At 76.0% G+C, this 19,237-nt stretch carries 14 protein-coding genes; 3 read left to right on the top strand and 11 right to left on the bottom strand.

Going from position 1 to position 19,237, the window contains the following annotated elements; translation table 11 throughout:
* The first annotated feature begins 47 nt into the window (after positions 1 to 47).
* Positions 48 to 1,580: a glycoside hydrolase family 30 protein gene (locus ACHZ99_RS28805; RefSeq protein WP_420307717.1), complete on the top strand. Its 1,533-nt coding sequence runs from the start codon at positions 48 to 50 to the stop codon at positions 1,578 to 1,580.
* Here the strand turns inward: ACHZ99_RS28805 and ACHZ99_RS28800 are convergent.
* A complete protein-coding gene (locus ACHZ99_RS28800; protein ID WP_420307716.1) occupies positions 1,549 to 2,811 on the bottom strand; it encodes an MFS transporter in 1,263 nt (420 codons plus the stop codon). The two genes, ACHZ99_RS28805 and ACHZ99_RS28800, sit on opposite strands and share 32 nt — an antisense overlap.
* A 60-nt stretch (positions 2,812 to 2,871) precedes the next feature.
* On the opposite strand from ACHZ99_RS28800, the gene ACHZ99_RS28795 reads away from it, so the two are divergent.
* Positions 2,872 to 3,846: a transcriptional regulator gene (locus tag ACHZ99_RS28795; RefSeq protein ID WP_420307715.1), complete on the top strand. Its 975-nt coding sequence runs from the start codon at positions 2,872 to 2,874 to the stop codon at positions 3,844 to 3,846.
* A 205-nt stretch (positions 3,847 to 4,051) separates the two neighbouring features.
* Entirely contained in the window at positions 4,052 to 5,167 is a 1,116-nt protein-coding gene (locus ACHZ99_RS28790) for a DUF4185 domain-containing protein (RefSeq protein WP_420307714.1), read from the top strand.
* On the opposite strand, the gene ACHZ99_RS28785 is transcribed toward ACHZ99_RS28790, so the two are convergent.
* From ACHZ99_RS28785 to ACHZ99_RS28740, 10 genes are all read right to left on the bottom strand, one after another.
* The gene (locus ACHZ99_RS28785) at positions 5,136 to 6,038 is read right to left on the bottom strand and encodes a putative protein N(5)-glutamine methyltransferase (protein ID WP_420307713.1); all 903 of its coding nucleotides are present in this window, start codon (positions 6,036 to 6,038) and stop codon (positions 5,136 to 5,138) included. The two genes, ACHZ99_RS28790 and ACHZ99_RS28785, sit on opposite strands and share 32 nt — an antisense overlap.
* A 40-nt stretch (positions 6,039 to 6,078) precedes the next feature.
* Positions 6,079 to 7,752: a bifunctional 3'-5' exonuclease/DNA polymerase gene (locus tag ACHZ99_RS28780; RefSeq protein WP_420307712.1), complete on the bottom strand. Its 1,674-nt coding sequence runs from the start codon at positions 7,750 to 7,752 to the stop codon at positions 6,079 to 6,081.
* A 908-nt stretch (positions 7,753 to 8,660) separates the two neighbouring features.
* Positions 8,661 to 9,692 carry a lysophospholipid acyltransferase family protein gene (locus ACHZ99_RS28775; protein ID WP_420307711.1) on the bottom strand — a complete coding sequence of 344 codons (1,032 nt, stop codon included), beginning with the start codon at positions 9,690 to 9,692 and terminating at the stop codon, positions 8,661 to 8,663.
* Entirely contained in the window at positions 9,689 to 11,266 is a 1,578-nt protein-coding gene (locus tag ACHZ99_RS28770) for a lactate racemase domain-containing protein (protein WP_420307710.1), read from the bottom strand. The genes ACHZ99_RS28775 and ACHZ99_RS28770 overlap by 4 nt, the downstream gene beginning before the upstream one ends.
* A 131-nt stretch (positions 11,267 to 11,397) precedes the next feature.
* Positions 11,398 to 12,639 carry a zinc-dependent alcohol dehydrogenase gene (locus ACHZ99_RS28765; RefSeq protein ID WP_420307709.1) on the bottom strand — a complete coding sequence of 414 codons (1,242 nt, stop codon included), beginning with the start codon at positions 12,637 to 12,639 and terminating at the stop codon, positions 11,398 to 11,400.
* A complete protein-coding gene (locus ACHZ99_RS28760) occupies positions 12,636 to 15,002 on the bottom strand; it encodes an HAD-IB family hydrolase (protein WP_420307708.1) in 2,367 nt (788 codons plus the stop codon). The genes ACHZ99_RS28765 and ACHZ99_RS28760 overlap by 4 nt, the downstream gene beginning before the upstream one ends.
* A gap of 61 nt (positions 15,003 to 15,063) precedes the next feature.
* Positions 15,064 to 16,329 (bottom strand): nickel pincer cofactor biosynthesis protein LarC, encoded by a 1,266-nt coding sequence (gene larC, locus ACHZ99_RS28755; protein ID WP_420307707.1) that lies wholly within the window; start codon positions 16,327 to 16,329, stop codon positions 15,064 to 15,066.
* 320 nt (positions 16,330 to 16,649) lie between these two features.
* Positions 16,650 to 17,399: a nickel pincer cofactor biosynthesis protein LarB gene (gene larB / locus ACHZ99_RS28750; protein ID WP_420307706.1), complete on the bottom strand. Its 750-nt coding sequence runs from the start codon at positions 17,397 to 17,399 to the stop codon at positions 16,650 to 16,652.
* Positions 17,396 to 18,295: a TIGR00268 family protein gene (locus tag ACHZ99_RS28745; RefSeq protein ID WP_420307705.1), complete on the bottom strand. Its 900-nt coding sequence runs from the start codon at positions 18,293 to 18,295 to the stop codon at positions 17,396 to 17,398. Before ACHZ99_RS28745 ends, larB begins: the two co-directional genes overlap by 4 nt.
* Complete coding sequence (locus ACHZ99_RS28740) at positions 18,292 to 19,209, bottom strand: ferritin-like domain-containing protein (RefSeq protein WP_420307704.1); 918 nt, start codon at positions 19,207 to 19,209, stop codon at positions 18,292 to 18,294. Before ACHZ99_RS28740 ends, ACHZ99_RS28745 begins: the two co-directional genes overlap by 4 nt.
* Positions 19,210 to 19,237 lie beyond the last annotated feature (28 nt).

Below are 19,237 nucleotides of genomic sequence, written 5' to 3'. Positions count from 1 at the left end.
CACCGGCTTTCGCGGTTCACCCATCCCCCACACCGAAGGAGCCGCACATGCACGACGCACCCGCCCCGCACCCGCGCCCGTACGGCACCGCCGCCCCGGCCGCCCCGGCGAAGCGCCGGCGCCGGCCCCGGGCCGCGCACGCCGCCCGGCCGCCGCGTACGCGCACCGCCAAGGCGATCGCCGCGGCCGGCGCGCTGCTGCTCGCCGCCGGCGGCTACGCGCTCGCCGGCCCGGCGCAGGCCGCCGGGACCGCCGCGGAGGTCTGGATCACCACGGCCGACGGCGGCAGCAGGCTCGCCCCGGCGGCCGGCGCCGCCTTCGACGGCTCGCCGCAACGGATCGACATCGCGGTCGACACCGGGGAGCGCGCACAGGAGTTCACCGGCGCCGGCGCGTCCATCACCGAGGCGTCCGCCCGGCTGCTCTCCGGGCTGCCGCAGGGCACCCGGGACGCGCTGATGACCGACCTGTTCGGCACCGGCGGCGAGGGCATCGGCCTCGACTACCTGCGCCAGCCCTTCGGCGGCACCGACTTCGTCGCCGAGCTGCCCTACTACTCGTACGAGGACCAGCAGGGCTCGTTCTCCGTCGACCGCGACCGCGCCGAGATCCTGCCGCTGCTGAACCAGGCGCTCGACGTGAACGGCGACGTCCGCGTGATGGCCACGCCCTGGTCGGCGCCCGGCTGGATGAAGGACTCCGGGCGGCTGGAGGGCGGCAGCGTCACGCCCGAGCACTACGGCGACTACGCCGACTACCTGGTCGAGGCGCTGAACGCGTACGCGGACGCGGGCGTGCGGGTCGACGACCTGACGGTGGCGAACGAGCCGCTGTTCGAGACCTCGTACCCCTCGATGGGCATGTCCGCGGCCGAGCAGGCCGACTTCCTGCGCGTCCTCGACGGCCGGCTGGCCGACGCCGGCCTGGACACCCGGCTGTTCGTCTACGACCACAACTGGGACCGCCCCGACTACCCGCTGGACGTCCTGGACGCCACCGGCGACCTCGACCGGGTGCAGGGCGCGGCGTTCCACTGCTACGGCGGGCAGCCGGAGGCCCAGCAGCAGGTGCGCGACGCCGGCCACCGGGTCTTCTTCACCGAGTGCTCGGGCACCGACAGCAAGGACCCCGCGCGCACCTTCGCCGACACGCTGAAGTGGCAGACGGAGAACCTCGTCATCCGCAGCATGCGGTCCGGCTCGGAGACCGTGGTCCTCTGGAACCTCGCCCTCGACGGGCGGGGCGGCCCGCACTTCGGCCACTGCGGCACCCGCTGCAACGGCGTCGTGGAGGTCGACGGCGGCGAGGTCACCAAGAACGCCGAGTACTACCTGCTGGGCCACGTCTCGAAGTTCGTGGACCGCGGCGCCGTGCGCGTCGGCTCGACGACCCAGGGCCCGGGCGGCGTGCAGAACGTGGTCTTCGAGAACCCGGACGGCTCGCGCGCCGCGGTGGTGCGGGGCGCCGCCGACGGCGCCCGGACGTTCTCGGTCACGGAGAACGGCGCCTCGCTGACGTACGAGCTGCCGGCCGGCGCCGTCGCCACCTTCACCTGGCCCGGGGCGCCCGCGGCGGGCTGACCTCCGACTCCCGGTCCCGCCGCCCGCCCCCGCCACCGGGCGGGCGCGGGGCCGGGTCCCCGGCCGCCGCGGCGTCGGCGGCCCGCAGCCCCGGCGCCACCGCCAGCGTCACGGCGACCGAGAGCGCCCCCATCGCGGCCATCGCCGTCGCCGGCGAGGTCAGCTCCGCGACCCCGCCGGCGAGGGCGGCGGCCACCCCCTGCATGGTGAGCATGCCGGAGGTGTGCAGCCCGAGGGCCTGGCCGCTCAGCTCCTCCGGGGTGTGCGCCATCAGCCGCTCCTGCTGGACGAGGCTGGCCGCGAACCCGGCCGAGGCGGCGGTGACGGCGACCGCCGCCACCGCCGTCGGCGGGCGCAGCGCGAAGACCAGGTACGGGACCGCCAGCAGCAACAGCAGCGGCACCCCGAGCCGGGGCCGCCACGCCGGCGGCAGCACCCGCCCGGCCAGCACGTCGCCGACGAGCATGCCCAGCGCGGCGAGCGCCAGCAGCAGGCCCGCGCGGCCCGGGTCGTACGGCACGAACTGCGACTCGGCGCCGACGACGAGGCCGTTGGGCAGCCACAGCGCGAGGTACAGGACGCGGCGGTGCCGCGAGGACCACAGCAGCCCGTTGACCCGCCAGGTCTCCGCGACCGAGGGCCGGCCCGCCACCCGCGGCGCGCGGACGCCGAGCCCGGCGCGGGCGACGGCGGCGCCGGCGAGGAACGCCCCGGCGGCGACGAGGAGCGTGCCGCGCGGGGACAGCACCCCGACCAGGACGCCGCCGACCGCGAAGCCGGTGATCTGCATGGCGCCCGCGGACATGTTGACCACCGAGCGGCCGAGCAGATAGCCGTCGCGGGGCAGGATCTCGTTGAGGAGCCCGTAGCGCACCCCGCCGCCGACGGAGGCGAGCAGGCCGAGGCAGAGCAGGATCGCGAACGCCCCCCACACCGGCATGCCCGGCGTGGCCTGCGCCGCGGTCGCGGCGGCGTAGACCAGGGCGAGCGCGGTCATCGCGGCGCGCGGCGGCAGCCGGTCGGCGGCGGACAGCAGCAGGGTCGCGCCGAGCACCTGGGCGAGCGAGGGGCCGAACATGGCCAGGGCGGACAGCAGCGGGGAGCCGGTCTTCTCGTAGATGTGCGTGCCGAGCGCCAGGCCGCTGACCGTCAGCCCGGCGACCTGGAGGGAGGAGGCGGCGAAGAGGGGCGTGAACTCCGGGGTGCGGAACAGCTCTCGATACGTGCGCATGGCGGACAGCCTCCGGGGATCTCCGCGCGGGCGTTAGAGTTTCGCCGGGAGGCGAAAGCAATGGGGTGGTGGCAGGTCGACGCGGACACGCTGGCGGGCAGCCGGTTCGTCGTCTCGCCGTACGCCGAGGCCCTCGCCTGCCTGAAGGCGCTGGCCCGCGGCACGGCCGCGCACCCCGGCGAACGCGCCTGGCTCGACGCCCACCTGCCGGCCTACCGCGCGCGGCAGGAGGCGGACCCGGTGACCGACGAGCTGGTCCGGGCGGGGCTGCTGCGGCCGTGGAACGCGGACTTCCTCACCCCCACGCCCACGGGCGCGCCCGGGGTGACGTTCGAGGAGGAGCTGCGGACGGTACGGGCCACGCCCCCGGACGCCGCCCGCGCCGACGTCGCCGTCAGCCTCGACGGCCGGCTGCCGGCGCGGCTGCGCCGCGACGACCTGCCGCGGCGGGCGGCGGAGGTGCTGGAGTGGGTCTGGCGGGAGACGGTGCTGCCGGACTGGCCGCGGCGCCGGCGCGTCATCGAGGCGGACATCGTCGCGCGCACCGCCCAGGTGGGGCAGGGCGGCTGGGCGTCGGCGCTGGACGCGCTGCGGCCCGGGACCCGGTGGCTGGGCGCGAGCCGGCTGCAGATCAACGTACGCGACTACCCGCCGCGGGACATCTCCGGCGCCCGGCTGCTGTTCGTCCCCGTCGTGACGCGCGCCGGCTGGGTGTCCTGGCACCTCCCGCAGCGGCGCTACGCGCTCGTCTACCCCTGCGCCGGCGTGCTCGCCGAGACCGGCTCCGCCGCGCCGCCGGAGTCGCTGGGCCGCCTGCTCGGCCCGGCCCGCGCGGCGGTGCTCACCCTGCTCGACACGCCGAAGAGCACCACGCAGCTGGTGGCGCTCACCGGGCAGGGCCTGGGCTCGGTGGGGCGGCATCTGAAGGTGCTGCTCGACGCCCGGCTGGTGGAGCGCAGGCGGGCGGGCCGGTCGGTGCTGTACTACCGCACGGCGGCGGGCGAGGTGCTGGTGGCGGCGCAGCGGGCCGGGTGAGGCGGCGGCCGCCGGACGGCGGGAGGCGCCGGGCACACGTCCGGCCTCGCCGGGCGCGGCCCATCGGGCGGGTGTGCCGGGGTTGTTGACGGGGCCGGGAGGCGGTGGGACGCTCTCTCCCCGAGCCTGTGAAATCGATTTCTTGGGATCTTCGGGAGGGCCCATGGGCAGTCATCGCGAGGCCGGACGAGGGCGTGGCGCGCCGATGAGCAGGGCGCGGTTCCTGAGAACGGCGGCCGGTGCCGCGGCCGGCGGCGGGGTGCTGCTGGGGACCGGGCAGGCCGCGGCGGGAGCGGTGGGCGGCGCGGCGGGAGCGCGGGGCGGCAGGGCCGGCGCCGGGCGCGGGGCGCGGGCGCTGGAGGTGACGAAGATCCGGGACCTCACCGGGCCCGGCATCACCACCGCCTACCGCATGGAGGCCACCGACCTGGGCATTCCCGTGCGCACGCCGGACGGGAGGATGCTCTTCGTCTTCGGCGACACCTTCGAGGAGGCGCGCGTGGGCGGCGGCTGGTGGCGCTCACCCGTCGCGCTGTACTCCCGCTCCCGGGACCTCGACGCCGGCGTCACCTGGTCCGGCGCGGTCGGCGGGGCGGCGGCGCAGCAGCTGTGGGCGTACGAGCACGACAACCCCGTGTTCTCCACCGTCCTGCCGTCCGACGTGATCACCGTCGGCTCGACGATGTACCTGCACGCCATGGTCAACAAGGGCCTTGGAAACGTTGTCTGGACGGAGATCTGGCGCTCCGACGACAACGGCGCCTCCTGGGTGCACACCGGCGCGAAGTTCGCGCCCGACCTGCACGGCGGCCTCTTCCAGCTGCTCACCTGGGCGGAGGGGAACGACGGCTTCGTGTACGTGTTCTCCACGGAGTTCACCCGCAGCAAGCCGATGATCCTGCAACGGGTGCCGACGGCCCGGATCGCCGACCCCGGCGCGTACGAGCCGTGGGGCTACCGCAACGGCGCCTGGGCCTGGGGCAACCCCCCGACCCCGGTGCTGGAGGGGCGCTTCGGCGAGATGTGCCTGCGGCCGATGGCGGGCAAGTGGATCCTCACCTGGTTCAACGAGGCCGACTACCGCATCGACGGCATCCTCATGGACACCCCCACGTCCAACCTGTACGAGGCGCACCGCCGGACGCTGATCCGGGGCGGCGAGTGGGGCAACGAGGACGACTCCCACGTGGCGCAGCTCTACGGCGGCTACGTCATCCCCGGCTCGACGCCGGACAACCTGCACCTCGCGGTCAGCCAGTGGAACACGGCCGAGGGCTGGCCCTACCGCGTCATGCAGCACCGGGTGCGGGGGTTCGTCTAGGGGGCGGCGGGTTCGGGGCGGGGGCGGTGCGGTCCGCGCGGCCGGTGACCACCGTCGCCGCCAGGTCCGCGCACGTCGCCGTCCGTGCCGCCAGGCCGGCGGCCACGACCGCCGCGCGGGTGCCGGGCTCCTGGCGGCCGCTCGTCTCCACCAGCAGCACCCCGCCGGGCGCCAGCCACCGCGGGGCGTCCGCGAGCACCCGGCGCTGCACGTCGAGGCCGTCGGCGCCGCCGTCGAGCGCGGTGAGCGGCTCGTGGTCGCGGGCCTCGGGGGGCAGGAGCGGGACCTCGGCGGTGGGGACGTACGGGGCGTTGACGACGAGCACGTCGACGCGGCCGCGGAGCGCGGCGGGCAGGGCGGCGTACAGGTCGCCCTCGTGGACGGTGCCCCCGGCCGGCCCGACGTTGCGGCGGGCACAGCGGACCGCCGCCGAGTCGACGTCGGCGGCGTGCAACTCGACGGCGGGCACGGCGGCGGCGACCGCGGCGCCGGCGGCGCCGGAGCCGCAGCACAGGTCGACGACGACGGGCCGGCTGCCGGGGGCGGCTGCGGCCCGCGCCGCCGCGGCGGCCTCGGAGACCAGGAACTCGGTGCGCCTGCGCGGCACGAACACCCCCGGCTCCACCGCGATGCGCAGCCCGCAGAACTCGGCGTGGCCCAGCACCTGTTCCAGCGGCCGGCCGGCGGCCCGGCGCTCCACCAGCCGGTCCAGCTCGGCGGGGCCGGAGGCGGCGGCCAGGAGGAGACGGGCCTCGTCCTCGGCGAAGACGCAGCCGGCGGCGCGGAGACGGGCGACGAGACGGGCGGGCGGCGGGGCGGCGTCGGGGGCGGACTCCTGCGGTGCGGTGGCCTGCGGCGGTGTTTCGGGCACGTACCCGTTGTACCTCCTCGCCCGTACGCTCCGCCCGCCCTTATTTCGCGTCCGCATAGCACTCCACCACCGCCGTCGTGAACGAGAACACCACCGGCGTCGCCCCGAACACCACCTCCCCCGCCCGCGCCGACGCCGCCGTCAGCGCCTTCTCCACCGCCGGCGCCTCCTGGGCCGGACAGTGCACGATCACCTCGTCGTGCTGGAAGAACACCAGCTCCGCCCGCAGCCCCGCCAGCTCCTGCCGCAGCGCCGCCAGCAGGCACAGCGCCCACTCCGCCGCGCTGGCCTGCACCACGAAGTTCCGCGCGAACCGCCCCCGCGCCCGCGCTGCCGCACCCCCGCGCGCCTGCGCCCCGCCCCCGTCGTCCTCCTGCGGCAGCCCCGCCTCGCCGTCGTCCGCCGCGTCCGACGGCGCGCACGTACGGCCCAGGTGGCTGCGCACCAGCCGGCCCTCCTCGCCGGCGCGGGCCGCCTCATCCACGTACGCCACCGCGGCGGGAAAGCGGCGGCGCAGATCCGCGAGGTACGTCAGCGCGTCGCCCGAGGTCTGGCCGTAGATCGCGCCCAGCAGCGCGAGCTTGGCCTCGGCGCGCCCGCCCGCGAACGCGCGGTCGGCCAGCGCCGCGTACAGGTCCCGGGTGCCGTCGGCCGCCGCCATCAACCCCCGGTCGCCCGAGACGGCGGCCAGCACCCGCGGCTCCAACTGGTCGGCGTCGGCGACCACCAGCCGCCAGCCCGCGTCCGCGACCACCGCGCGGCGCACCACCCGCGGGATCTGCAACGCGCCGCCGCCGTGCGTCGTCCAGCGGCCGGACATGGCCCCACCCGGCAGGTACTCGGGGCGGAACCGGCCGCCGTGCACCCAGGTCTGCAGCCAGGACCAGCCGTGGGCGGTGTGCAGCCGGTAGAGCTTCTTGTACTCCAGCAGCGGGGCGACGGCGGGGTGGTCGATCCCACGCAGTTCCCACTTGCGGGTCGATGTGATCCGGACCCCGGCCCTGCGGAACGCGCGCACCACGTCGGCGGGCAGGTCGGGGCGCACCCGCTCGCCGAACGCACCGGACACCTCGTCGGCCAGCTCGGCGAGGCGGGGCGGCTCCAGACCGCCGGGATAGCGGCCGCCGAGCAGCTCGGTGAGCAGGGCGTCGTGGACTTCGGCCCGCCACGGCAGGCCCGCCCGGTGCATCTCGGCGGCGACGAGCATGCCGGCGGACTCGGCGGCGACGAGAAGCCGCATCCGGTGGGGGTGGGCGGTGGCGGAGATACGTTCCTGCTGGGCGGCGTGGACGGCGAGGAGAGCCTGCAAGGGGTCCGCGCCGTGGGGAGCGGCCGGGGCCGCGTCGAAAAGGGTCGGCGCGGGCTCGCCCGCGAAGGAACGGGGCGGCCGGTCCTCGGGAACGGGAAGCCCGCGGAGGCGCGCCCACGCGGCGGCGAGAGAACGGGGCAGGCCCCACAGCCCCTCGTGGCCGAGGAGGATCGCCTCGGCGGCCTCGACGTCGTAGCAGCGCGGGACGGTGACACCGGCGTCGAGGAGACGGGGATAGAAGTCCGCGGTGGCGGACCAGATCCAGCGATCGGCGACGGGGTGGTGATGCCTGACGGCGTCGGCGGGGTGGGGGTAGCTGTGCGAAGGGCCGGCGGGGGTGCCGTCGGGGGCGACGGGGCAGACGGTGACGGCGCCGTGCGGTGCGTCGGCCATGGCCCAGTGCATGCCGCCGAGTCTGGCACCCCCCACTGACACCGGGGCCGGTGGCGGGGGGTGTTCCCCTGACCCTCCCCCTACGCCCTGCGGGCGTGGGGGTACCCCCACTTCCCGAAACCGGGGCCGCGCCCCGGACCCCGCGACCGCGCCTGCGGCGCGGAGCGGGGTTGCGGGGGCTACGCCCCTGCGACCCCACCGGGGGCTCCGCCCCGGGCCCCGCGCCTCCGGCGCGAACAGGACGACGGACCTCCGCCCGTCCGACGCGGACAGCCCAACCGGACTCCGCCCAGCACCGCTGCCCCTTGCCCCGCGACCGCGCCTCCGGCGCGGAGCGGGTTGCGGGGGCTACACCCCTGCCACCCCACCGAGGGCTGCGCCCCCGGACCCCCGCGCCTCCGGCGCGAACAGGACGACGGGCCTCCGCCCGTCCGACGCGGACAGCCCAACCGGACTCCGCCCAGCACCGCTGCCCCTGGGCCCCGCGACCGCGCCCGCGGCGCGGAGCGGGTTGCGGGGGCTACGCCCCCGACCCCCGCACCTCCGCGCCTACACGACGACGGGCCTTCGCCCGATCCCCCTCACCGCACGTCCGGCGCGGACAGCCCAACCGGGCTCCGCCCAGCACCGCTGCCCCTGGGCCCCGCGACCGCGCCTCCGGCGCGGAGCGGGTTGCGGGGGCTACGCCCCTGCGACCCCACCGGGGGCTCCGCCCCCGGGCCCCCGCGCCTCCGGCGCGAACAGGACGACGGGCCTCCGCCCGTCCGACGCGGACAGCCCAACCGGGCTCCGCCCAGCACCCCTCCCCCGCACCTTCGGCACGGATCAGGACGACCGGGCTTCACCCAGCCCCACGCCCCGCGCCTCGGCGCGGACGGGCGCACACCGCTACGCGGCCCCGGCGCGAAACCCGCTCGGTCTCACTCGTCCCGCCACACCTTTCTGCGTCCGTCCCCCATCGACGGCCGCGTCGCCTCCCACACCCGCCGCCACTCCGCCACCGGCTTTCCCTGCTCCACCGGCGTCGCCGTCAGCGGCAGCGCCGTCGTCCGGCCCTCCGGCAGGGTCAACCGGCCCTCCTCCGCCGCCCGGAGCGACTGGTACCAGCCCAGGTCCTCCTCCGCCCACAGCGCCGCGATATGCCGCAGCATCCGCGCGCGGAAGTCCGTCACCGACTCGTCCTCCTGCGGCGGCAGCGGGCGCCCGAAGCGTACGACCAGGCGTGTGCCCGTACGGGTCGGCAGTGCCTTCCCGCGCGGCATCGCCGCGAACGTGCCGCGCACCGCGACCGGGACCACCGGGATGCCCATGTTCACGCACAGCCGCGACGCGCCCATCTTGAACGAGCTCATCCAGCCGTCGTGCGACCGCGTCCCCTCCGGGTACAGCAGCAGGCTCCAGCCGTCGTCGATCAGCTCCGCCGGCAGCGACACCCCGCCGCCCCGCCGTGAGCCGTAGCGGTCCACGGGGAAGGCGTTGAACATCAGCGCCGTCGTCACGCTGACCGCGGTCGACGTGAAGAAGTAGTCCGCCGCCGCGCCGACCGCCGTGCGGTCGGCGATGCGGCGGGGCAGGGAGCCGAGGATCAGCGGGGTGTCGAGGTGGCTGGAGTGGTTGGCCACGAAGATCGCCGGGCCGCGCAGCGACTCCAGCAGGTCCAGCCCCTCGATCTGCGGCCGGGTCTTCGCCCAGGCGTACTGCTTGAGCACCCCCCGCTGGAGCACGTTGCGCACGGCGCGCGCCGCGGGCGTGCGCGCCCACGCCGTCGGGAAGGTCTTCTGCTCCGCCTTCCCCGCCCCGTACCCCGCCGCGCCGCCGCCGGGGGCGCGGTACCCGCGGGGGGCCAGCGCGCGGCCGCGCCAGTCGCGACCCGACCGCAGCAGCGCGAGGTCGCCGCGCAGGCTGCCCTTGCCGCTCCTGCCGCCCTTCCGGGGGGACTTCGCGCCGCTCATCGGACCGACGCCAAAGTCAGCGGCGGCATGTGCTGGTACGTGATGGAGGGGCTGGTGCCCACCGTCTGCGAGGCCAGTTGCAGCGCGTCGTTCAGGGTCGAGGCCGACTGCACGCCGAGCCGGGACGCGGCGCTGCGGTCGGCGCCGACGAAGATGACCTGGCCCAGGTGCTGCATCGCGTGCGCGCCCCAATACCACATGTAGAAGGGGTGCACGCCGTGGTAGGCGTAGCTCTTGCGGTAGAGGTGCGTGTACCACGGGTCGGTGGCGAACTGCTTCTCGAACTTGGCCTCGATGACCGCCGGGTCGGTGGTCTCGGCCAGCACCTCCTCGTAGAAGTCGATGTAGCTGGGGTGGTGCACGGGATGGAACTCGTTGGGCATCGGGTGGTAGAAGATCCCGACGCCGCCCTCCCGCACGATCGGCTTGTTCAGGTAGAGGTTGAAGAAGTAGCCGAGCCCCAGGCACATCGTCAGGATCGGGTTCATCACCGAGTTGACGTTGTAGGGGCAGATGTACGGCAGCCCGTACACCGCGACGTCCGCCTGCCCCTGCACCTCGGTGAGCTGCTGGCGGTGGACGTTCCGCAGGGTGATCGGGTGCACCTCGCTGGGCGCGCCGGCGTTGACGCCGGTGACCCCGTACGGCGCCTCCGTCTTGTGCCACAGCCGGCGCCGCATCGACGGCGTCATCAGCGAGTTGCCGCGCCGGGAGGCGAGGTAGGCGGCCTGGTCGCCGTAGTTCCACTCCCACTCGCGCTTGTTGAGGAAGCGGGTGGCCGACGGGAAGGTGTCGTTGTTCAGCGTCGTCTCGACGGTGAACACCTTGACCTGGCCGCCGATCAGGTCCTGCATGCGGTTGTACGAGTGGTGCATGGCCGACTTCGGCGGGTCGTTGAACGACCGGGAGTGCCGCAGCGTGTGCACGTTGTGGTGGTGGCGGATGCTGCGGTAGCTCGCCAGGCCGACCGACACCGACTTGGGGCCGCCGCTCATCGCCGTCGAGGTGATGTTGACGTAGACGACGAGGTCGCTCTCGGCCGCCCGCCGGTTGATCTCGACCTCCTCGCCCTCCGCGGTGTCGCCGAGGTGGACGAGGTTGTCGCGGTCCTCGGCGTCGTGGTTGGTGAGGTGCTGCGGGAAGAACGACCGGAACACCCGGTCGCCCACCACGTGCTGAAGCTCCGCGGGGGTCATGCGCCGGTGCAGGGCGTTGGCGGCGATCAGCTCGACGTCGTCGACGCCCTTGGCCGCGGCCATCTCCAGCACCTGCTCGATGATGCGCTGGCGCACGTCGGGCCGGCGCATCGGCGGCAGCGGCAGCGACAGGTCGTCGAAGACGATCGTCAGCCGCATGCCGGCGAACAGCAGCTCGGGCAGCGGGTCGCTGCCGTGCGGTTCGAGCAGCGCGCGGCGGATGACCCCGTCGAGGTCGCGGATGCCGGGCAGCGAGTCGGGCGGGTAGATCACCCGGGTGCCGTGGGGCAGCCGCTCCAGCCGGAAATTCTCGCCCTCGTGCACGAGCAGGGGCGGGGTTCGTTCGTCGACTTCCAGCACGAAGCCTGGTCTGCTCACGTTCTCTCCTCAGTGTGGTCGCCGGCGCCGGCAGCGGGCGGCGGTGCGGGCGGCGGTTGCCCTGCGGCTGCGTACGGCGGTGGGGGGCGGCCGACTGGTGTGCCGGCCCCTACCCTGCCATTCGTGCCCGGTCAGCCGTCCAGGGTCGGGTCAAAGGCGATCTTGACGGAGCCCGCCGAGCCGGCCGCGAACGCGTGTTCCAGCGCGGGGCGCCACTGCTGGAGCGCGTAGCGTTCGACGTACCCGTCCAGGGGCGCGGTCGCGGCGAGCTGGGCCGCCTTGTCGAAGTCGGTGCCGGGACGGCCGTCGGGGCCCGTGTCGGGGCCGCCGTCCGGCACGGCGTCCTCGCGGCGTCTGGTGGTGTACGCGCCCACCAGGCTCAGCTCCCGGTACCACAGCGGCGTCAGGTCGGCGCCGCCCGGGATGCCGGAGACGACGACCGTGCCCCCGGCCCGTACGGTACGCAGCGCGGTGTCGAGCCCGGCGCCGCCGCCGGTGCACTCGAAGGCCACGTCCGCGCCGCCGAGCAGGAACTCGGAGCCCAGCTCGGGGCGCTGCGCCAGCGCCGAGGTCATGCGGCGGACGGCGCGCAGCGCGCGGTCCGGCTCGACGGCCTCGTCGGCGCCCAGGGCCAGGGCCCGTTCGCGCTGGTGGCCGTGCTTGGCGACGACGTGGATGGTGCCGGCCTCGGTGAGCTGCCGCAGCGCCAGCACGGTGAACAGGCCCACCGTCCCGGCCCCGATGACGAGCACCGAGGCGCCCGGCTCGATCGGCACCCGCCGGACCGAGTGGATCGCGCAGGCCAGCGGCTCGATGAGCACCGCGCGCTCGTCGGGCAGGTCGTCCGGCACCGGGCGGAGCTGGTGTTCGTGCGCGACCATGCGCTGGGCCCAGCCGCCGCCGGTGTCGGCGCAGTAGCCGGTCTGCATGCCGGGCGCGAGGTGCCCGGAGGTGATGTGGTCGCAGCGGTTGGTGTGGCCGGCGCGGCAGGCGTCGCACTCGGGCAGGCCGCGTACCGCGCAGGACAGCACCGGGTCGAGGACGACGCGGGTGCCGCGGGGGATGGTCGGCAGGTCGTCGATCGTGGTGCCGACGACCTCGTGGCCGGGCACGAACGGCGTGGACGTCAGCGCCGCCAGGTACGGCGACACGGTGCCGTTGAGCATCCCGAGGTCCGAGCCGCAGATGCCGGACAGGCTGGGCGCCAGCCGCGTCCAGCCGTCGCCCTTGGGCAGCTCGCGCCGGTCGCGGCTGAGCCGCAGCGGCGCGAGCGAGCCGGCCAGCGAGCCGGCGGCGCGGCTGCGGGTGCGGCTGAGCCCGCGGGCGGCCAGGAAGCGCGCGGGCGAACGGTGGTACTGCAGCGCCAGGCTCATCGGCCCTCTCCGTCGGATGCGGTGCGGCCGGCCGCGGGCAGGGCCCGTACGGGCCGCGGCCGGGTGTGGCTGATCACGGTGCCGGCGAGCGCGTCCCAGCGGCTCGCGGTGTGCGTCCCCCACCGGGCGATCTGCCAGTGGCGGCGCTTGGCGTGGCGGAACAGCCGGGTGTCGGGGTTGACGGCGTACGGCTTGCCGACGGTCTCCAGCAGCGGCCGGTCCGAGTAGCTGTCGGCGTAGCCGTAGCTGGCGCCGAGGTCCAGCTCCCGGTCGCGGGCGTGGCTCCGCAGCCACGCCGCGCGGCCCTCGCCGACGATCGGCGGGGTGCGCAGGAAGCCGGTCAGGAGGCCGTCGCGTTCGGCGAGGTGGGTCGCCTCGATGTCGTCGAAGAGCGGGCGGAGCGGCTCGACGAGCAGGTCGAGGCTGCCGGTGATGAGGACGGTGCGGTGGCCGGCCGCGCGGTGGGCGCGGATGCGCCGTACGGCCTCCGGCATCACGCGGTGCAGCAGCGCGTCGCCGACCTGCTCGGCGACCAGGGCGCGCAGCTCCTCGACGTGCGCGCCCTCGTAGCGGCGGAAGAAGGAGCGCATCACGTCGCCGCGGTCGCGGCGTTCGGCGAGCAGGTAGCGCGGGGCGTTGCGGGCGAGGTCGAACAGCTCGGGGGCCCAGCGCCCGCGGGGCAGCGCCGCCAGCCGGGTCCAGACGTAGGACTCGACGATGTCGGAGGCGATGATCGTGCCGTCCAGGTCGAAGACGGCCGCGGTGCCGCCCGCGGTGCCGTCGCCGCCGGGCGGGAGCGCGGCGGGGTTCGGCTTGCGGGTGCTGCGCCGGCCGCCGGTTCTGGCCCGCAGGGGGGCGGTGACCTTGGGGCAGTGGACCTCTTCGAGGTACGTGTACCAGTCGATCCCGGCCGGGTCGAAGCCGTGCTCGGCGGCGCGGTCGGCGGGCAGCGCGGCGTTGAGCGCGCGCAGTTCGCTGTCGTCGTAGACGACGTCGGTGCGGGTGTAGATGCCGTACAGGTCGGAGTACTTGCGCAGCGTCTCCAGCGACCGTTTCTCCTTGTGGAGTCTGCTCGCCCACTCCTGGGTGCGTTCGGTGCCGGGGAGCTGGCCGAGGAGCTTGTCGGCGAGGTTCGCGGCCCGCTCGCCGGCGCCGAGCGCGAACTCCACCCGGGCGGCGCCGGGGAAGGTCCACGTCGGCGGGCGCACGTGCCCGCGGCCGCTGCTCTCCGGCAGCGGGTCGCGGCGGAAGTAGGAGTGCACGTGCTTGTAGAGGTCGCGCAGCGTGAGGGGGTTGGTGGCGCCGGAGCCGACGTGGAAGTAGTGCGGTCCGGCGCCCTCGTCGGGCGGGGCCGCGGCGGCGGCGAGGGTGGCGTTGACGACGAGGTCGACGGGGACGACGTCCATGACGGTGTCCGGCTGCCCCGGCATGTCGCGCAGCAGCCCGCTGCCGTACGCGATGATCAGCGGGTCGGCCATCTTGAAGCCGTCGATCCAGCCGGGGTACGGGTGGCGCAGCGCGCTCTCCACGATCGCGGGGCGCACGATCGACAGCGGCCGGTCCGCCCACAGCTCTTCGACGGCGCGCTCGGACATCGCCTTGGTGAAGGTGTAGACGTCGGAGAAGCCGAGGATCTCGGCGCGGGCGGCGCCGTGTTCGACGAGCCGCTCCTCCACCCAGGCGCGGCGCGCGTCCTCCGCGTCCTTGGCGGCGATCTGCGGGCCGGCCTTGCCGTGGTCGCGGCCGGCCTTCTCCAGCGCCTTGCGCAGCACCTCGGGGCGGCGGGAGGCGCGCTCGACGTCGTCGCGGGCGGCGAGGCCCTGGGCCAGCTCGCGCCGCCAGTCGATGTCGTGGGTGAGCCGGCCCTCCCGGACGAGGCCCTGGCCGCCGCTGGAGACGTACGCGGTGGAGATGTGCACGATGTGCGGCGGGCGCTCCTGCCTGCCCAGCTTCTCGTAGAGCGCGACGGCGCCGGTGACGTTGCTGCTGAACGCCTCGTCGATGGGCGGGTCGAAGGAGACGGACGACGCGCAGTGGATGGCGACGTCGACGTCGTCCGGGAACTCCACGTCGTCCAGCCGGTCCAGCGCACCCTCGATGACGGTGACGCGCCGCTCCGCCTCGGCGAACGCGGCCTCGTCGCCGATCTCCTCGCGCCAGGCGCGGAAGACGTCCTTGCGCAGCAGCCGGCGGAAGCGGTCGGCGGCGCCGCCGTTGCCCCGCGGGCGGACGACGATCGAGACGCGGGTGCCGGGGTGGCCGGACAGCAGCCGCTCCAGCAGCGCCTGCCCGATGAAGCCGGTGGCCCCGGTCAGCAGGACGTGCGCGTCGTCGAGCCGCCCGATGCGGTAGGTCCCCGTCACTCGTACCCTCCCCTGGTCTGGTCTTGCATGTGCCGGTCTCTGTTTCTGTTGCGGACCGGCGTCAACCGGTGGCGGGCCGCGGCGCCGCCAGGTCGCCCCGGTAACGGACTGCGGCAGCTTCGCACACCGCGCGTACGGGCCAGCCCAGCGCGGCCGCGGCGGTCTCCGCCTCGGCCAGCTCCGGCTGTACGGTGAGCGCGCCGCCGGGGCCGTCCGCGACCTTGACGGTGACGGGTTGCCCGGCGCCGGGCGGGCCCACCTCCACCACGGCGCTCTGCCGGGGCAGCATCAGGCGCCGGCGGGCGGACCAGCGGACGCCGAGCGTGGTGGTGTGCCGGAACAGCGCGTCGGCGACGGCGGGCCGCACGTCCGCCGCGCAGAGCGCGGTGACGACGCGGCCGGGCCGGCCGTGCCGGCCGACGGTCTCGGTGGTCCAGCAGTCCCACGCGCCGGCGGCGCGCAGGGCGGCGAGGACCGAGGGCCACAGCCGGGGGTCGAGGTCGTCGACGGTGCTCTCCACGACGGTGACCTCGCCCTCGGCGGGGGCGCCGCCGCGGGGGGCCGCCGGGGCGGCGCGGGTGCCGGTGACGACGCGGGTGATGTTCGGGCGGTCGGGCGTGTCGCGGCTGCCGCCGCCGGTGCCCACAGCCCGTACCGCCATGTCCGGCAGCGGGCCGGGCGCGGCGAGGGCGGCGACCAGCGCGGCGCCGGTGGGGGTGGTGCGCTCGCCGGCGAGCGTGCCGCCGGTCAGCGCGAGGCCGCCGGTGGCGGCGAGGTGCAGCACGGCGGGTACGGGGACGGGCATGCGGCCGTGCGCGCAGTCGACCTCCCCGCTGCCCGCGGCGAGCGGGGAGCAGCTGACGGCGGCGTCCGGGGCGAGCAGGCCGAGTTCGGCGAGCGCGGCGGCGCAGCCGACGACGTCGGCGAGCGCGTCGAAGGCGCCGACCTCGTGGAAGTGGACGTCCTCGGGGGCGGTGCCGTGCGCCTTGCCCTCGGCCTCGGCGAGCAGCCGGAAGACGCGGCCGGCGAAGGCCGCGGCCTCTTCGGACAGCCCGGCGCGGGTGGCGCGTTCGACGTCCGCGAGGACGTCGCCGAGGCGGCGGTGGTGGTCGGCGGCGGCGGGGCGGTGGACGGTGGCGCGGGCGCACGCGAAGCCGCCGCGCCGGTCGCGCGCCAGGGACACGTCGAGCCCGTCGATGCCGAGCGCCGCCACCGCGTTCCGTACGGTGTCGAGGCGCGCGCCGGCGTCGAGCAGCGCGCCGAGCAGCATGTCGCCGGCCACCCCGGCGGTGCAGTCGAGGTGGGCCGCGGCCGGGTGTTCAGCCACCGTGCGCCACCCCCGCGGGGTTTCCTGCGGAATGCGCTGCGTGATCACCGGGTGAGCCCTTCCCGCCGCGCTTCCCCGCCACACCGGCCGGAGAGAGGGGCGGGGCGACGCGGACAGCGGCCGCGCGGGCACGGACGCCGCGGAGGACACGTGCCCCCCGCGCAGGCCGCCGCGGCGCCTGCGGCGCGCGGGTACCGGCACCGGCGGTCGCCTTCCCGGTGCCCGGGCACCCGACGCACCGCGCCGCGCCGGCGGGTACGGCCGTCGCCCTCCGGTGCCGCCGGCGCCCCGCGGGCCGCGGGGCGGCGCCGCGCCAGGGCTCACGCATCGTGGGTCACCCCCACGATCTTCGCGGCGTGGACGGCGGCGCCGAAGCCGTTGTCGATGTTGACCACGGTGAGCCCGGGGGCGCAGGAGGACAGCATCGCGCCGGCGGCGGCGCGGCCGCCGTCGGCGAAGCCGTAGCCGACGCTGGTGGGGACGCCGACGACGGGGGCGGCGAGCAGGCCGGTGACGACGCTCGGGAGGGCGCCGTCCATGCCCGCGACGACGATCGCGCAGTCCGCCGCGCGGACTTCGGCGAGCACCGACAGCAGCCGGGACAGGCCCGCGACGCCGACGTCGGCGAAGAGCCGGGAGCCGGTGCCGAGGGCGTCGAGGGTGACGACGGCCTCGCGGGCGACGGGCAGGTCGCTGGTGCCGGCGGTGAGCACGGCGACCTGGCCGCGCGGGGCGGGCAGGGCGCCCACGGTGACGGTGCGGGCGCGGGTGTCGATCCGTACCGGCTCGGCGGCGAAGGCGTCGGCGGCGTCCCGCAGGACCTCGTCGGGGCAGCGGGTGGCCAGGGCCGGGGAGTCCGGGGTCCGGCGGCGGAGTTCGGCGAGGAGCTCCAGGGTCTGCGCCGGGGTCTTGCCGTCCGCGTAGACGACCTCGGGGACGCCCGTGCGGCGCCGCCGGCCCAGGTCGAGCCGGGCGAAGTCGCCGACCTGCGCGACGCCGCCGTCCAGCGGTGCCGCCGCTCCCGGCGGGCCGCCGGCGGCGTCGGGTGCGCTGACGCGCGACTCGCTCATCGCGTCGGTGCTCCTTCGGGGGCGGCGGCGCGGGCGGCGGTGCTCACCGCGCCCGCGGCGTAGGCGGTGAGGCTGCCCTCGCCGAGCGGGCCGACGGCGGCGGCCTCGCGCAGCAGCGTGTCGCCGAGGCCGTGGGCGGCGGCCACCTCGCGGTGCGCGGGCGCGTCCAGCTCGATCCGGAAGCCGTGCTTCAGCAGTCGTACGCGGACGTCGCGGGCGCCCACCCGGTGCTCGTCCAGCGTGGCGCGGACCCGCTCCTCGGCCCGTTCGACCAGGTGCAGCCGGTCCTTCGAGACCGGGACGCCCACCGCGATCCGGGACGCCAGGCACGGCATGCCGGGCTTCTCCGCGACCGGCAGCCCCCACGCCCGCGCGACCGCGCGCACCGCGGCCTTGCCGAGGCCGGCGGCGGCCAGCGGCTCGGCGGCGTCGAGTTCCTTCGCGGCGCGCAGCCCGGGGCGGTGGGCGGCGCGCCGGTCGTCGCGGTGGGTGCCGGTGGCGACGTGCGCGAAGCCGTGCTCCGCGGCGTAGCCGGCGACCCGGCCGAGGACGGTCTGCTTGCAGAAGTAGCAGCGGTCGCCGGCGTTGGCGCGGTAGCCGGCGACGGACAGCTCGTCGGTGTCCAGCACGACGAGTTCGGCGCCGAGGCCGGCGGCCGTGTCGCGGGCGAGGGCGAGCTCGCCGCGGGCCAGGGCGGGCGAGTCGGCGATGACGGCGACGGCCCGGCCGGGGCCGAGGGCGCGTACGGCCGCGGCGAGGACGACCGTGGAATCCACGCCACCGGAGTATGCCACCGCGACGCTGCCGAGTCGTCCGACTTCGTCCAGCAGCGCCGCGGCCGCCGCGGCGGCGTCCGCGGCGCCGGTTTCGGTGGCGGCGGGGCCTGCGTCCGTCATGCCCGCGAGCCCGCCGATCGGCGTCGTACGGCGGCGATCCCGGCCGCGCCGGCGACCACCGCGGCGCCGGCGACCAGCCCGCGCGTACGGGAGCCGCGGCCGCCGGAGCCGACCGCCACCGGCACCCCGGCGCCGAAGTTCGCGACGCCCCGCTGGACCAGGTTGAGCCCGTCCATGCCGGGGAGTTTGTGCACCTTCTCGTCTATCTTGCGCACCGCCGCGGCGCCCGCGTCGTCGCCCAGCAGGTGCCGCAGCACGAAGCGGGTCTCCTCCACCGGCTGAATGGTGGAGCCGACGGGCTGCCAGAAGCGGTCGGTCACCCAGCGGGTCAGCGAGCGGGCCCGGGAGGAGCGCTCCAGGCGGTCCTTGGCCTGGCTGGCGTAGAACGCGAGGTGCCGGGACTCCTGGCGTTGCAGCCGGCCGAGCAGCTTGGTCAGCTCCGGGTGCTGCTCCTTCTCGATCAGGCTGCCGTACGCGGCGTGCGCGGACCACTCGTTGATGGCGCCCCACGTCATGTGCACGGCGACGAAGTCGTCGCCGATGGCGTTGGCCGCGACGGACTGGTAGATCGGCGCGAGCCGGTCCTTGAGCCCCTGTGCCTCGCGCACCTCGCGGATGTGGTCGTAGTCGGCCTTCTGCCCGTGGGCGCGCAGCACGGAGTCGATCGCCTCGCCGTGCCAGAATTCCTCGAAGGCCCACATCGACATGAACGCCGTCACGTCCGGGTCGCGGTGGGACGGGGTGACCAGCACGTCGCGCAGGTAGCAGATCGTGTGGCTCTCCACGTCCGACATGTAGCGCAGACAGCGCAGCGCCTCCTCGGACAGCGGGCGCTCCGCGAACGCGTCGAGGTCCAGGTCGTCGACCTGTACGCGTCCCGCGGTGTTGATGTAGCCCGGTATGTCGAAGGCCATTGCTCTCCCTCCGGCGGTGCGCCGATTA

Source organism: Streptomyces sp. MAR4 CNX-425, from assembly GCF_048656465.1.
In the GTDB taxonomy this organism is placed as follows: domain Bacteria; phylum Actinomycetota; class Actinomycetes; order Streptomycetales; family Streptomycetaceae; genus Streptomyces.
The sequence above is the reverse complement of the archived record's forward strand: the minus strand, read 5'-3'. Positions and strand labels throughout refer to the sequence as shown.

Bases quoted from the DNA above. Each gene is read 5' to 3' on its own strand.
- ACHZ99_RS28780 (WP_420307712.1), bottom strand. From the start codon at position 7,752: ATGCACTGGGCCATGGCCGACGCACCGCACGGCGCCGTCACCGTCTGC.
- ACHZ99_RS28790 (WP_420307714.1), top strand. From the start codon at position 4,052: ATGAGCAGGGCGCGGTTCCTGAGAACGGCGGCCGGTGCCGCGGCCGGC.
- larB (WP_420307706.1), bottom strand. From the start codon at position 17,399: ATGAGCGAGTCGCGCGTCAGCGCACCCGACGCCGCCGGCGGCCCGCCG.
- ACHZ99_RS28740 (WP_420307704.1), bottom strand. From the start codon at position 19,209: ATGGCCTTCGACATACCGGGCTACATCAACACCGCGGGACGCGTACAG.
- ACHZ99_RS28795 (WP_420307715.1), top strand. From the start codon at position 2,872: ATGGGGTGGTGGCAGGTCGACGCGGACACGCTGGCGGGCAGCCGGTTC.
- ACHZ99_RS28800 (WP_420307716.1), bottom strand. From the start codon at position 2,811: ATGCGCACGTATCGAGAGCTGTTCCGCACCCCGGAGTTCACGCCCCTC.
- ACHZ99_RS28805 (WP_420307717.1), top strand. From the start codon at position 48: ATGCACGACGCACCCGCCCCGCACCCGCGCCCGTACGGCACCGCCGCC.
- ACHZ99_RS28745 (WP_420307705.1), bottom strand. From the start codon at position 18,295: ATGACGGACGCAGGCCCCGCCGCCACCGAAACCGGCGCCGCGGACGCC.
- ACHZ99_RS28775 (WP_420307711.1), bottom strand. From the start codon at position 9,692: ATGAGCGGCGCGAAGTCCCCCCGGAAGGGCGGCAGGAGCGGCAAGGGC.
- ACHZ99_RS28765 (WP_420307709.1), bottom strand. From the start codon at position 12,639: ATGAGCCTGGCGCTGCAGTACCACCGTTCGCCCGCGCGCTTCCTGGCC.